We start from the raw sequence: 13572 nt of genomic DNA, 5'->3' as shown, positions 1-13572 counted from the left end.
GTCTACTTTTCCAGAAACAGTACCGGAGTTCCGGCACCCTAAAAACATTTAAAGTAGGGGTTTTCAAGTGGAGGAATAGATTTCGTTCCACATACGAACGAAGCGATTCATCAGGTTGGATTCGCAACTGCATGGAACGGTCCGTCGGGTTATACGAAAGCGAGGTAGCAGACGTAGGGCTGGAGATCAGCGCAGGAGACGGGGTTGGCAGACCTCACCGGCCCCTGCGACAGTTTTAATTCTCTAGCGACAGTTTTAATTCTCTAAAACCACCCTTTCTCGTTACCGCTAAACATTACTCAACCGTCACCGACTTGGCCAAGTTACGCGGCTGGTCAACGTCCGTGCCCTTGAGCACCGCCACGTAGTACGACAGCAATTGCAGCGGGATGGTGTAGAGAATCGGCGACAGGGTGTCGTGGATGTGCGGCATGTTGATGACGTGGGTGCATTCGCCGTTGGTCATGCCGGCCTTTTCGTCGGCGAACACGATCAGTTGGCCGCCACGGGCGCGAACTTCCTGCAAGTTGGACTTGAGCTTCTCCAGCAATTCATTGTTCGGCGCCACGGTGACCACCGGCATGTCATCGTCCACCAGGGCCAATGGGCCGTGCTTGAGTTCACCGGCCGGGTAGGCTTCGGCGTGGATATAGGAGATTTCCTTGAGTTTCAGGGAGCCTTCCATCGCCACTGGGTACTGCGCGCCACGGCCGAGGAACAGGGTGTGGTTCTTGTCGGCAAACAGCTCGGCGACTTTCTCTACGGTGCTGTCCATGGCCAGGGCTTCGCCCAGGCGGGTCGGCAGGCGGCGCAGTTCTTCTACCAGGGTGGCTTCCACGCCCGCAGCCAATGTGCCGCGCACCTGGCCCAGGGACAGGGTCAGCAGCAGCAAGCCCACCAACTGGGTGGTGAAGGCCTTGGTGGAGGCTACGCCGATTTCGCGACCGGCCTGGGTCAGCAGGGTCAGGTCCGACTCACGTACCAGGGAGCTGATGCTGACGTTGCAGATCGCCAGGCTCGCCAGGTAGCCCAGCTCTTTGGCATTGCGCAGGGCGGCCAGGGTGTCAGCGGTCTCGCCGGACTGGGAGATGGTCACGAACAGGGTGTCGGGCTGCACCACCACCTTGCGGTAGCGGAACTCGCTGGCCACTTCGACCTGGCACGGGATGCCAGCCAGTTCTTCGAGCCAGTAACGCGCGACCATGCCGGCGTGATAACTGGTGCCACAGGCGACGATCTGCACATTGCGCACTTTGGCGAACAGCTCGGCGGCTTGCGGGCCGAACGCGTTTACCAGTACTTGCTTGTCGCCAAGGCGACCTTCCAGGGTGCGTTGCACCACGGCCGGTTGCTCGTGGATTTCCTTGAGCATGAAGTGGCGGAACTCGCCCTTGTCGGCAGCTTCGGCACCGTCGCGGTATTGCACCGCTTCACGCTCGACGGAGTTGCCGTCGACATCCCAGATCGCCACGCTTTCACGGCGGATGTCGGCGATATCGCCTTCTTCCAGGTACATGAAGCGGTCGGTGACTTGACGCAGGGCCAACTGATCGGAAGCGAGGAAGTTCTCCCCCAGGCCCAGGCCAATCACCAGCGGGCTGCCACTGCGGGCGGCAACCACACGGTCCGGTTGGCTGGCGCTGATCACCGCCAGGCCGTAGGCGCCATGAAGTTCCTTGACCGTGGCCTTGAGGGCGGTGGTCAGGTCGCAGTGGTCCTTGAGCTTGTGGTTGAGCAGGTGGGCGATGACTTCGGTGTCGGTGTCCGAGGTAAAGACGTAGCCCAGGCCCTTGAGTTGTTCACGCAGCACTTCGTGGTTTTCGATGATGCCGTTGTGCACCACCGCGATATCACCGGAGAAGTGCGGGTGCGCATTGCGCTCGCACGGTGCCCCGTGGGTCGCCCAGCGGGTGTGGGCGATGCCCAGGCGGCCCGCCAGGGGCTCACCGGCCAGGGCCTGTTCCAATTCGCTGACTTTGCCTGGGCGACGCATGCGCTCGAGCTTGCCCGCGTTGCTGAAGACCGCCACGCCGGCACTGTCATAGCCGCGGTATTCCAGGCGCTTGAGGCCTTCGAGCAAAATGGCGGTAACGTTTCGTTCAGCGACTGCGCCTACAATTCCACACATGGTTTCTCTCCTAGATGACTGCCGCGCAAATCAGAGTAATGCCGCGGGCTTGAATCTGGTCGCGGGCCTCAAGCGGCAGGCGATCATCGGTAATAAGGGTATGGACGCTGCTCCAGGGCAGTTCCAGGTTGGGAATCTTGCGGCCGATCTTGTCGGATTCGACCATCACCACCACTTCGCGGGCGACTTCGGCCATCACTCGGCTCAAGCCCAACAATTCATTGAAGGTGGTGGTACCGCGCTGCAGGTCGATGCCGTCAGCGCCTATAAACAGTTGGTCGAAGTCATAGGAACGCAGCACCTGTTCGGCGACCTGTCCCTGGAACGAGTCCGAGTGCGGGTCCCAGGTACCGCCGGTCATCAGCAGCACCGGTTCATGCTCAAGCTCACTCAGGGCACTGGCCACATGCAGGGAGTTGGTCATCACTACCAGGCCGGGCTGATGGCCCAGTTCGGGAATCATCGCGGCGGTGGTGCTGCCGCTGTCGATGATGATCCGCGCATGTTCACGCAGGCGCTTGACCGCCGCCCGGGCGATGGCGCGCTTATGCACAGAAATCGGTTGGGCAGGATCGCCCACCAGTTCCTGGGGCATGGTGATGGCGCCACCGTAGCGACGCAGCAGCAAGCCGTTGCTTTCCAGCGCGGCGAGGTCCTTGCGGATGGTCACTTCGGAGGTTTCGAAACGCTTGGCCAATTCATCCACGCTCACTTCGCCCTGCTCGTTGAGCAAGGTGAGGATGTTGTGGCGTCGTTGTGGTGTATTTCGTTTCGACATGGTGATGATAAGTTTCGTTTCGAAAGATAACGAAGGCAATCAAAACCTATTGACGAAGGATCGTCAAGCAGAAGAATGAAATTTTATTGAAGCCCAGATCAAAAATGTAGGAGCTGGCTTGCCTGCGATAGCGGTGTATCAGTCGATGAAAACGTGACTGAAATATCGCTATCGCAGGCAAGCCAGCTCCCACATTGATGGGTGGTGCCTGAAGGTTGTGGATAACTCAGGTCTTTTTGATTTTGACCGGGCGTTTCCAGCCGTCGATGTTGCGTTGGCGGGCGCGGGCCACCGCCAATTGCGACTTATCCACATCCTGGTTGATGGTTGAGCCTGCCGCTGTGTTTGAACCATCGCCAATGGTGACGGGCGCAATCAGTGAATTGTTGGAGCCAATAAAGACGTCTTCACCGATCGTCGTCTGATACTTGTTGGCACCATCGTAATTGCAAGTAATGGCGCCGGCGCCAATGTTGCTGCGGGCCCCAATCACTGCATCGCCGAGGTAGGCCAGGTGCCCTGCCTTCGCATCGTCGCCCATCCGTGCGTTTTTCAGCTCAACGAAGTTACCCACATGGGCCCTGGCGCCCAGCACGCTGCCCGGGCGCAACCGCGCAAATGGCCCTGCATCGCTGCCCTCACCCATCACGGCACCGTCGATGTGACTGTTGGCCTTGACCACCACGCCTTTGCGCAGGGTGCTGTCCTTGATCACGCAATTGGGGCCAATCACCACATCGTCTTCGATGATCACGCGGCCTTCGAGGATCACATTGATATCGATCAGCACGTCGCGGCCCACGGTCACCTCACCGCGTACATCGAAACGCGCCGGGTCACGCAGTGTCACGCCCAGCGCCATCAGGCGGCGGCCTTCGCGCAGTTGGTAGTGACGCTCCAGTTCCGCCAGTTGCTTGCGGTCGTTGGCACCCTGCACTTCCATTGGGTCGTGGGGCTGCTCGGTGGCGACCAGCAGGCCGTCGCTGACGGCCATCTCGATGACGTCGGTGAGGTAGTACTCGCCCTGGACATTGTTATTCGACAAACGACTCATCCAGTCTGCCAGGTGAGCCGCCGGCACCGCGAGAATCCCGGTATTGCCTTCGCTTATCGCCCGTTGTGCCTCGCTGGCATCTTTATGCTCGACGATGGCGGCGACCTTGCCGCCGGCATCGCGCACGATGCGGCCATAACCGGTAGGGTCGTCCAGTTCGACGGTGAGCAGGCCCATCTGGCCCGGCACTACGTGCTTGAGCAGGCGCTGCAGGGTTTCCACTTCGATCAGCGGCACATCACCGTAGAGGATCAGCACGGTGTCGGCCTTGATGAACGGTACGGCTTGCGCGGTGGCATGACCGGTACCCAGTTGCTTGTCCTGCAATACGAAATTCAAGTCATCGGCTGCCAGACGCTCACGTACCGCATCGGCACCGTGGCCAATCACTACGTGGATACGTTGTGGGTCCAGTTGCCGGGCGCTGTGGATAACATGGCCAAGCATGGAGTTACCCGCAACCGGGTGCAGTACCTTGGGCAGGGCTGAACGCATGCGGGTGCCCTGGCCAGCGGCGAGAATGACGATTTCAAGAGACATGAATGGCTACCAATCCTGGGCGGTCCGGCTTCAGACCAAAGAAGTGTTTTGCAAAAAAAGAAAAAGGGTAGCCGAGGCTACCCTTTTTAATCAATCGCGCATGAAGCATGACGGCTTGGCCGCTTACTTCTTGCGGATCTGCTGGAGCGTGCGCAGCTGGGCTGCAGCCTCGGCCAGACGTACAGCAGCAGCGCTGTAGTCGAAGTCTGCACCTTTTTCGTGCAGAGCCTTCTCGGCAGCCTTGACGGCTTCCTGAGCGGAGGCTTCATCCAGGTCGCCAGCACGTTGCACGGTGTCGGCAAGAACCTTGACCATGTTCGGCTGAACTTCGAGGAAACCGCCAGAGATGTAGAACACCTCCTTTTCCCCGCCCTGCTTGGTCAGAGTAATCGGACCGGGCTTCAAGCTGGTGATCAGCGGTGCGTGGCCCAAGGCAATACCCAGGTCACCCAACTCGCCGTGTGCAATTACCATCTCTACCAGACCGGAGAAGATTTCCCCTTCCGCGCTGACGATATCGCAATGGACTGTCATAGCCATCTGATTGCCTCAACCTGATGAGCGCCCGTTGCCGGGCGCCTGGATTACAGTTTCTTGGCTTTCTCGATCGCTTCTTCGATGCCGCCGACCATGTAGAACGCTTGTTCTGGCAGGTGGTCGTAGTCACCGTTGAGGATGCCTTTGAAGCCAGCAATGGTGTCTTTCAGGGAAACGTATTTACCCGAGGCACCGGTGAAGACTTCAGCCACGAAGAACGGCTGCGACAAGAAGCGCTGGATCTTACGAGCGCGGGATACCAACTGCTTGTCGGTTTCCGACAGCTCGTCCATACCCAGGATCGCAATGATGTCCTTCAGCTCTTTGTAGCGCTGCAGCACGTACTGAACGCCGCGAGCGGTGTCGTAGTGCTCCTGGCCGATCACGTTCGGGTCCAGCTGGCGCGAAGTCGAGTCCAGTGGATCGACCGCTGGGTAGATACCCAGGGAAGCGATGTCACGGGACAGTACGACGGTGGCGTCCAAGTGGGCGAAGGTGGTCGCAGGCGACGGGTCGGTCAAGTCATCCGCAGGTACGTATACCGCTTGGATCGAAGTGATCGAACCTTCCTTGGTCGAAGTGATACGTTCTTGCAGAACGCCCATCTCTTCAGCCAGGGTCGGCTGGTAGCCTACTGCCGAAGGCATACGGCCCAGCAGTGCGGATACTTCGGTACCGGCCAGGGTGTAACGGTAGATGTTGTCGACGAACAGCAGAACGTCGTTACCTTCGTCACGGAACTTCTCGGCCATGGTCAGGCCAGTCAGTGCTACGCGCAGACGGTTACCCGGCGGCTCGTTCATCTGACCGTAGACCAGTGCCACTTTGTCCAGAACGTTGGAGTCCTTCATCTCGTGGTAGAAGTCGTTACCCTCACGAGTACGCTCACCCACACCGGCGAACACGGAATAACCGCTGTGCTCGATGGCGATGTTACGGATCAGTTCCATCATGTTTACGGTCTTGCCTACACCGGCACCACCGAACAGACCCACTTTACCGCCTTTGGCGAACGGGCAGACCAGGTCGATAACCTTGATGCCGGTTTCCAGCAGGTCGTTGCCGCCAGCTTGCTCGGCGAACGAAGGTGCTGGACGGTGAATGCCCCAACGCTCTTCAGTATCGATCGGGCCAGCTTCGTCAATCGGGTTGCCCAGTACGTCCATGATCCGGCCCAGGGTCGCTTTACCGACCGGTACGGAGATGGCAGCGCCAGTGTCGACAACGTCCAGACCGCGCTTCAAGCCTTCGGTGGAACCCATCGCAATGGTACGAACTACGCCGTCGCCCAGCTGCTGCTGAACTTCCAGAGTAGTTTCCGCGCCTTGTACTTTCAGCGCGTTGTAGATGCTCGGTACGCTGTCGCGTGGGAATTCCACGTCGATAACGGCGCCGATGATTTGAACGATACGTCCGCTACTCATAGCTGGATCCTCTGAATATTTGAACCGTTAAACCGCGGCAGCGCCGCCGACGATTTCCGAGATCTCTTGGGTGATCGCAGCCTGACGCGCCTTGTTGTAGATCAGCTGCAAATCGCTGATCAGATCACCGGCGTTGTCGGTAGCGTTTTTCATCGCGATCATCCGCGCCGCTTGTTCAGCTGCGTTGTTCTCGACCACCGCCTGGTACACCTGCGACTCCACGTAGCGCACCATCAAGCCGTCAAGCAGCTCTTTGGCGTCTGGTTCGTAGAGGTAGTCCCAGTGGTGCTTGAGTTCCTGATCCGGGGTCGCCACCAGTGGAATCAATTGCTCCACGGTCGGCTGCTGGGTCATGGTGTTGATGAACTTGTTGGATACCACGGACAGGCGGTCAATCCGGCCTTCCAGGTACGCATCCAGCATCACCTTCACACTGCCGATCAAGTCATTGATCGACGGCTCTTCACCCAGGTGGCTGATAGCTGCAACGACGTTACCGCCGAAGTTGCGGAAAAAGGCCGCACCCTTGCTACCAACAACACACAGATCAATCTCGACGCCGTTTTCGCGGTTTACCGCCATGTCCTTGACCAGGGCCTTGAACAGGTTGGTATTCAAACCACCGCACAAACCACGGTCACTGCTCACTACCACATAACCTGCACGCTTGACGGCGCGCTCGATCATGAACGGGTGGCGGTATTCCGGGTTGGCGTTGGCCAGATGCCCAATTACCTGGCGGATACGCTCCGCATAAGGACGGCTAGCCGACATGCGCATTTGTGCCTTGCGCATTTTGCTGACCGCCACTTTCTCCATGGCGCTGGTAATTTTTTGCGTGCTTTTGATGCTCGCAATCTTACTGCGAATCTCTTTTGCGCCTGCCATGTAACACCTATCAGGTTAGCAAGCGGGAGCCTTGCGGCTCCCGCTGCGGCTTACCAGGTTTGGGTGGCCTTGAACTTCTCGATACCAGCCTTCAGGCCAGCGTCGATTTCGTCATTGAAGTCACCCTTCACGTTGATCTTGGCCATCAAATCGGCATGATCTCGGTTGAAGTAAGCAATCAGCGCTTGTTCAAAGCTGCCGACCTTGGCGATTTCGACGTCAGTCAGGAACCCACGCTCAGCGGCATACAGCGACAGCGACATGTCAGCGATCGACATTGGCGCGTATTGCTTCTGCTTCATCAGCTCGGTAACGCGCTGACCATGCTCAAGTTGCTTACGGGTCGCTTCGTCCAGGTCAGAAGCGAACTGGGCGAATGCCGCCAGTTCACGGTACTGAGCCAGAGCGGTACGGATACCACCGGAGAGCTTCTTGATGATCTTGGTCTGAGCGGCACCACCCACACGGGATACCGAAACACCGGCGTTCACAGCAGGACGGATCCCGGAGTTGAACATGGCCGATTCCAGGAAGATCTGACCGTCGGTGATGGAAATCACGTTGGTCGGAACGAACGCGGAAACGTCGCCAGCCTGGGTTTCGATGATCGGCAGTGCGGTCAGGGAACCGGTTTTGCCGGTCACTGCGCCGTTGGTGAACTTCTCTACGTACTCTTCGGAAACGCGGGATGCGCGCTCCAGCAGACGGGAGTGGAGATAGAACACGTCGCCTGGGTAGGCTTCACGGCCTGGTGGACGGCGCAGCAGCAGGGAAATCTGGCGGTAAGCCACTGCTTGCTTGGACAGATCGTCATAAACGATCAGCGCGTCTTCACCGCGGTCGCGGAAGAATTCACCCATGGTGCAACCGGAGTACGGTGCCAGGAATTGCAGCGCAGGAGATTCCGAAGCACTGGCAGCCACGATGATCGTGTTGGCCAGGGCGCCGTTTTCTTCCAGCTTGCGAACCACGTTGGCGATGGTCGATTGTTTCTGACCGATCGCTACGTAGACGCAGAAAATGCCGCTGTCTTTCTGGTTGATGATCGCGTCGATCGCCAGAGCGGTCTTACCGATCTGACGGTCACCGATGATCAGCTCACGCTGGCCACGGCCGACTGGGATCATGGCATCGACAGCCTTGTAGCCAGTCTGTACAGGCTGGTCTACCGACTTACGCCAGATCACGCCTGGAGCAACTTTCTCGACCGCGTCGGTCTCGGTGTTGCCCAGTGGACCTTTACCGTCAACAGGGTTACCCAGTGCGTCGACAACGCGACCCAGCAGTTCCTTACCAACCGGAACTTCCAGGATGCGGCCTGTGCACTTGGCGCTCATGCCTTCAGCCAGACTGGTGTACGCGCCCAATACAACGGCACCTACGGAGTCCTGCTCCAGGTTGAGGGCCATACCGTAGACGCCGCCCGGAAACTCGATCATCTCGCCGTACATTACGTCGGCCAGACCGTGAATCCGCACGATGCCGTCAGATACGCTGACGACAGTGCCTTCGTTACGGGCTTGGGAGGTCACATCGAGCTTGTCGATGCGGCCCTTGATAATTTCACTTATTTCGGAAGGATTGAGTTGCTGCATTGCTCTGCTGCCCCTTCAAACTCAAGATTTCAATGCTTCGGCAAGATTCGCGAGTTTGCCGCGAATCGAGCCATCGATAACCAGGTCGCCGGCGCGAATGACAACACCCCCAATAAGGGATGGGTCTTCCGCAACTTGCAGGCGCACTTCCCGGTCGAGTCGTGCACTGAGAACCTTGGCGAGTTTGTCTTGCTGTTCTTGGTTCAATGCAAAAGCACTGGTCACTTCAACGTCTACCGACTTCTCTTGCTCGGCCTTGTACAGGTCGAACAGAGCGGCAATCTCCGGCAAAAGCGGGAGACGGTCGTTTTCGGCAACGACGTGGATGAAGTTCTGCACTTTCACATCAAACTTGTCGCCGCACACGTCAATAAACGTGGCGGCCTTGTCTGCGCTCGTCAGTCGCGGGGCCTTGAGCACGCGCTGCATGGTGTCGTCTTGCGACACTGCTGCAGCCAGGCCGAGCATGGCTGACCAAGAGGCCAGCTGCTGGTGGGCCTGGGCGTGCTCGAAGGCTGCCTTAGCGTAAGGTCGGGCCAACGTGGTCAATTCTGCCATGATCGCCCTCGCTTAAATTTCAGCAGCCAGTTTGTTTACCAGCTCCGCGTGCGCGTTTTGATCGATTGTGGCACCCAGGATCTTCTCAGCACCGCCGACGGCCAGAGCACCCAGTTGGGCACGCAGCGCATCTTTGACACCATTCAGTTCCTGTTCGATCTCGGCCTGAGCCTGAACCTTCACACGGTCAGCGTCGATACGGGCTTTTTCAACAGCCTCTTCAACAATCTGGTTACCGCGTTTCTTGGCTTGCTCAATGATTTCAGCTGCCTGAGCCTTCGCTTCGCGCAGTTGCTGACCCGCTTTATCTTGGGCCAACTCCAGGTCGCGAGCTGCTCGTGCGGCAGCGTCCAGTCCATCCGCGATCTTCTTCTGACGTTCGTGCAAAGCCGCGATGACCGGAGGCCATACGAACTTCATGCAGAAAACAACAAAAATCAAGAACGCTAAGGACTGACCAATAATGGTTGCATTAATGTTCACGCCAATACCTCGCTCGTTCGTTGCACAACACACCAATCACTCAAAAAAACGAGTGATTAACCGGCGAGTTGACCAACGAAGGGGTTCGCGAAGGTGAAGAACAGAGCGATACCAACACCGATCATGGTCACGGCGTCGAGCAGGCCGGCAACGATGAACATTTTGACTTGCAGCATTGGAACCATTTCTGGCTGACGCGCTGCGCCTTCCAGGAACTTGCCGCCCAACAGGCCGAAACCAATGGCAGTACCCAGGGCGCCCAGGCCGATCAACAGTGCAACAGCGATAGCGGTTAGACCAACTACAGTTTCCATCTTTCCTCCCGACTTTTACGTCGTATGGTTTAGGTTTTTTAGATTTTAAAGCGGTAAAACAAATCGTTTCATAGCCCTTTGGGGCCACCTTCCCGTTTCACCGGGAAGGACATCAGACTAGTCGAGACTGGTCTTAATGGTTCTCTTCGTGCGCCATCGACAGGTAGACGATGGTCAGCATCATGAAGATAAACGCCTGCAGGGTGATGATCAGGATGTGGAACACAGCCCACGCCCACTGCAGAACAATGCCCAGGCCGCTAAGCCAGAGCAGGCCGCTGCCGAACATCACAGCGATCAGGATGAACACCAGTTCGCCGGCATACATGTTGCCGAACAGTCGCAGGGCCAGGGAAATCGGCTTGGCGATCAGGGTGACGAATTCCAGCAGGAAGTTCACCGGGATCAGCAGGGCTTGAACGAAGATGTTCTTGCTGCCGAACGGGTGCAGGGTCAGTTCGCCGATGAAGCCGCCGATGCCCTTGATCTTGATGCTGTAGAAAATGATCAACGCGAACACCGACAGGGCCATGCCCAAGGTAGCGTTCGGGTCAGTGGTCGATACCGCGCGGAATGGGATGTGCGGGTCGCCGCTGATCCACATGGCCACTTGCGGGATCCAGTCCACCGGGATCAGGTCGACGGCGTTCATCAGGAACACCCAGACGAAGATGGTCAGTGCCAGTGGTGCAATCACCGGGCTACGGCCATGGAAGCTGTCTTTCACGCTGCCATCGACGAATTCGACCAATACTTCAACGAAGTTCTGCAAAGCACCTGGCTGACCGGAAGTCGCCTTCTTTGCCGCCATGCGGAAAATCAGGACGAAGATCAGACCCAATGCGACCGACCAGCCCAGAGTATCCAGGTGGAAAGCCCAGAAGCCCATTTCTTTGGCTTCTGCTGCGGAGTGGGCAAAGCCCCAGCCGCCGTTGGGAAGCTGACCGAAGGTCAGGTTCTGCAAGTGGTGCTGGATATAGCCCGAAGCGGTTGTTTCTGCCATGGTTGCCTCAAACGCCCTAAGGTTTCGAAAGTCTTGTTTTCATTAGCAGGGGAGCGAACCAGCTGACCAGTTGGGTCAACACGAAGACGCCGAATACAGCTAGCGGCGCCAATGGCTTCACACCTGCAAAGGTCAGTGCAAACAGCACTGCCGTCAAAATCAGTTTCCCTGCCTCGCCGGCATAAAAGGACCGGACGATAGCCTGGGCTGCCCGGGCGCCGGAAAACCGAAAGGCCCTGTGAGCAAAATACATATTGGGCAGCAAGGCTATCAGGCCTCCGCAGAGTCCTGAGTATCCGGCTACGACCCCATGCCAATACCAAAGCGCCAATGCGGCGATCAGCAAAATGACAAATTGGGCCAATAAAACCGGAAAAACGGCCAAGCGATGGAACGGCAACGTGTTTGGCGTGCGGGTTTCCATCACTCTTGCTCCTCAATGGTCGGCTGCCGGAAATCAATAACTTGGCATAATTTGTGCCGACAAAATGCGCGCAGAGTATAGGGGCGGTTCTGCCCCTATTCAACTGCCGGGTAGTGATTTCCGACTGCACGCTACATAAGCAAATGTTTCAACGGATGTGGGAAAGAACGCCCTGAAGCTCATCAAGGGAGTTATATCCGATAACCAATTGCCCTTTGCCCTTCTTACCGTGGCGAATTTGCACCGCAGAGCCCAGCCGCTCGGCCAGGCGCTGCTCAAGGCGCGCAATATCCGGATCAGTTTTGACCGTCTCGACCGGTGCAGGTTTACCACTGAGCCACTGGCGAACCAGGGCCTCGGTCTGACGAACGGTGAGACCTCGTGCGACAACGTGTCGCGCCCCTTCAACCTGTTGATTTTCCGGCAAACCGAGCAAAGCACGGGCATGACCCATTTCCAGGTCGCCGTGGGACAGCATGGTCTTGATCACTTCCGGAAGCGCAATCAGGCGCAACAGGTTGGAAACCGTGACACGGGATTTGCCCACCGCATCGGCCACTTCCTGCTGGGTCAGCTTGAATTCCTGCTGCAGACGCTGCAGGGCAATGGCTTCCTCGATGGGATTGAGGTCTTCACGCTGGATATTCTCGATCAGCGCCATGGCAATGGCCGTTTCATCCGGCACATCACGCACCATCGCCGGGATGGTTTCCTGGCCGGCCTGCTGGCTGGCGCGCCAGCGGCGTTCACCGGCGATGATTTCAAACCGACCGCCGCCAATGGGGCGCACGACAATCGGCTGCATCACGCCCTGGGCCTTGATCGAGTTCGCCAACTCCTCCAGCGCCTGCGGGTCCATGTCCCGACGCGGCTGGTACTTGCCACGCTGGATCAGGTCCAGGGGCAGGTGTTGCAGTTCACGGGAGTCGGCCTGCACCGCTTGCTCTTCCAGCGAAGTAACAGTCGGACCACTCAGCAGTGCATCCAGTCCACGTCCGAGACCTCGTTTCTTGACGGCCATGGGGATTCCTTAAGTTGGCTGGGCTGCAGCGGTGCGTGAGTTGCGACGTTGGCGACGAACCATCTCGCCGGCCAGCGCCAGGTAGGCAATGGCACCACGCGATGACTTGTCGTACGCCAGCGCGGGCATGCCATAGCTTGGCGCTTCGGCCAGGCGGATGTTACGCGGGATCACTGTGTCGTAGAGCTGGTCGCCAAAGTGTTCCTTGAGCTGCGCCGACACATCGTTCATCAGGCTCAGGCGCGGGTCATACATGGTCCGCAGCAGGCCTTCGACCTTCAGGTTCGGGTTGAGCAACTCGGCGATACGCTTGATGTTATCCACAAGGTCGCTCAAGCCCTCGAGGGCGAAGTACTCGCACTGCATGGGGATGATCACCCCATCGGCGGCGACCAACGCGTTGAGCGTCAGCATCGACAGCGACGGCGGGCAGTCGATCAAAATGTAGTCGTAATTCTCGCGGATCGGCGCCAGGGCGCTGCGCAGACGGCTTTCTTTCATCTGCATTTCCAGCAGCACCACTTCCGCCGCGGTCAGGTCGCGGTTGGCCGGCAGCAGTTGATAACCGCCGTGTTCGGAGTAGTGCATAGCCTGGGCCAGGTCGCACTCGCCTATCAGCAAGTCGTAGACCGAGTTTTCCAGGCCGTGTTTATCCACACCGCTACCCATGGTGGCGTTGCCCTGTGGATCGAGATCGATCAACAGCACCCGACGCTTGGTAGCGACCAGGGATGCTGCGAGGTTGATGCAGGTGGTGGTTTTGCCCACGCCACCTTTCTGGTTCGCTATCGCGAATACCTTAGCCATTCTTGCTTGTGTTCCCAA

Annotated in this window: 14 protein-coding genes; all 14 read right to left on the bottom strand. The window is 58.1% G+C overall.

The genetic code is table 11. The annotated features are described in order from the left end of the window. Positions 1-295 precede the first annotated feature (295 nt). The gene (gene glmS, locus HBO19_RS10595; protein WP_170057472.1) at positions 296-2128 is read right to left on the bottom strand and encodes a glutamine--fructose-6-phosphate transaminase (isomerizing); all 1833 of its coding nucleotides are present in this window, start codon (positions 2126-2128) and stop codon (positions 296-298) included. 10 nt (positions 2129-2138) lie between these two features. Next, positions 2139-2906, bottom strand: a complete 768-nt coding sequence (locus tag HBO19_RS10590) for a DeoR family transcriptional regulator (protein ID WP_029290123.1) — start codon at positions 2904-2906, stop codon at positions 2139-2141. Between the two features lie 226 nt (positions 2907-3132). Further along, positions 3133-4500 carry a bifunctional UDP-N-acetylglucosamine diphosphorylase/glucosamine-1-phosphate N-acetyltransferase GlmU gene (gene glmU, locus HBO19_RS10585; RefSeq protein ID WP_170042011.1) on the bottom strand — a complete coding sequence of 456 codons (1368 nt, stop codon included), beginning with the start codon at positions 4498-4500 and terminating at the stop codon, positions 3133-3135. A gap of 123 nt (positions 4501-4623) precedes the next feature. Then, a complete protein-coding gene (locus tag HBO19_RS10580; RefSeq protein ID WP_057439300.1) occupies positions 4624-5040 on the bottom strand; it encodes a F0F1 ATP synthase subunit epsilon in 417 nt (138 codons plus the stop codon). A gap of 44 nt (positions 5041-5084) precedes the next feature. After that, on the bottom strand, positions 5085-6461 hold the full coding sequence (atpD, locus tag HBO19_RS10575) for a F0F1 ATP synthase subunit beta (protein ID WP_015886645.1): 1377 nt from the start codon (positions 6459-6461) through the stop codon (positions 5085-5087). Between the two features lie 27 nt (positions 6462-6488). Next, positions 6489-7349 carry a F0F1 ATP synthase subunit gamma gene (gene atpG / locus HBO19_RS10570; RefSeq protein WP_057439299.1) on the bottom strand — a complete coding sequence of 287 codons (861 nt, stop codon included), beginning with the start codon at positions 7347-7349 and terminating at the stop codon, positions 6489-6491. A 50-nt stretch (positions 7350-7399) separates the two neighbouring features. Further along, entirely contained in the window at positions 7400-8944 is a 1545-nt protein-coding gene (gene atpA, locus HBO19_RS10565) for a F0F1 ATP synthase subunit alpha (protein WP_029290137.1), read from the bottom strand. A gap of 21 nt (positions 8945-8965) precedes the next feature. Next, positions 8966-9502: a F0F1 ATP synthase subunit delta gene (locus HBO19_RS10560; RefSeq protein WP_057439298.1), complete on the bottom strand. Its 537-nt coding sequence runs from the start codon at positions 9500-9502 to the stop codon at positions 8966-8968. Between the two features lie 12 nt (positions 9503-9514). Beyond that, the gene (locus HBO19_RS10555) at positions 9515-9985 is read right to left on the bottom strand and encodes a F0F1 ATP synthase subunit B (RefSeq protein WP_008439543.1); all 471 of its coding nucleotides are present in this window, start codon (positions 9983-9985) and stop codon (positions 9515-9517) included. Between the two features lie 56 nt (positions 9986-10041). Continuing rightward, entirely contained in the window at positions 10042-10299 is a 258-nt protein-coding gene (gene atpE / locus HBO19_RS10550; RefSeq protein WP_002555987.1) for a F0F1 ATP synthase subunit C, read from the bottom strand. Between the two features lie 133 nt (positions 10300-10432). Further along, positions 10433-11302 (bottom strand): F0F1 ATP synthase subunit A, encoded by an 870-nt coding sequence (gene atpB / locus HBO19_RS10545; RefSeq protein ID WP_029290172.1) that lies wholly within the window; start codon positions 11300-11302, stop codon positions 10433-10435. A gap of 16 nt (positions 11303-11318) precedes the next feature. After that, complete coding sequence (locus HBO19_RS10540) at positions 11319-11726, bottom strand: F0F1 ATP synthase subunit I (protein WP_010565865.1); 408 nt, start codon at positions 11724-11726, stop codon at positions 11319-11321. 148 nt (positions 11727-11874) lie between these two features. Further along, positions 11875-12747 carry a ParB/RepB/Spo0J family partition protein gene (locus HBO19_RS10535; RefSeq protein WP_032857179.1) on the bottom strand — a complete coding sequence of 291 codons (873 nt, stop codon included), beginning with the start codon at positions 12745-12747 and terminating at the stop codon, positions 11875-11877. A gap of 9 nt (positions 12748-12756) precedes the next feature. After that, positions 12757-13554, bottom strand: coding sequence for a ParA family protein (locus tag HBO19_RS10530; RefSeq protein WP_005792605.1), 798 nt, complete (start codon positions 13552-13554; stop codon positions 12757-12759). Positions 13555-13572: the final 18 nt, after the last annotated feature.

Origin of the sequence: Pseudomonas sp. WS 5021, assembly GCF_012985535.1 — a bacterium.
Classification (GTDB): Bacteria; Pseudomonadota; Gammaproteobacteria; order Pseudomonadales; family Pseudomonadaceae; genus Aquipseudomonas.
The sequence above is the reverse complement of the archived record's forward strand: the minus strand, read 5'-3'. Positions and strand labels throughout refer to the sequence as shown.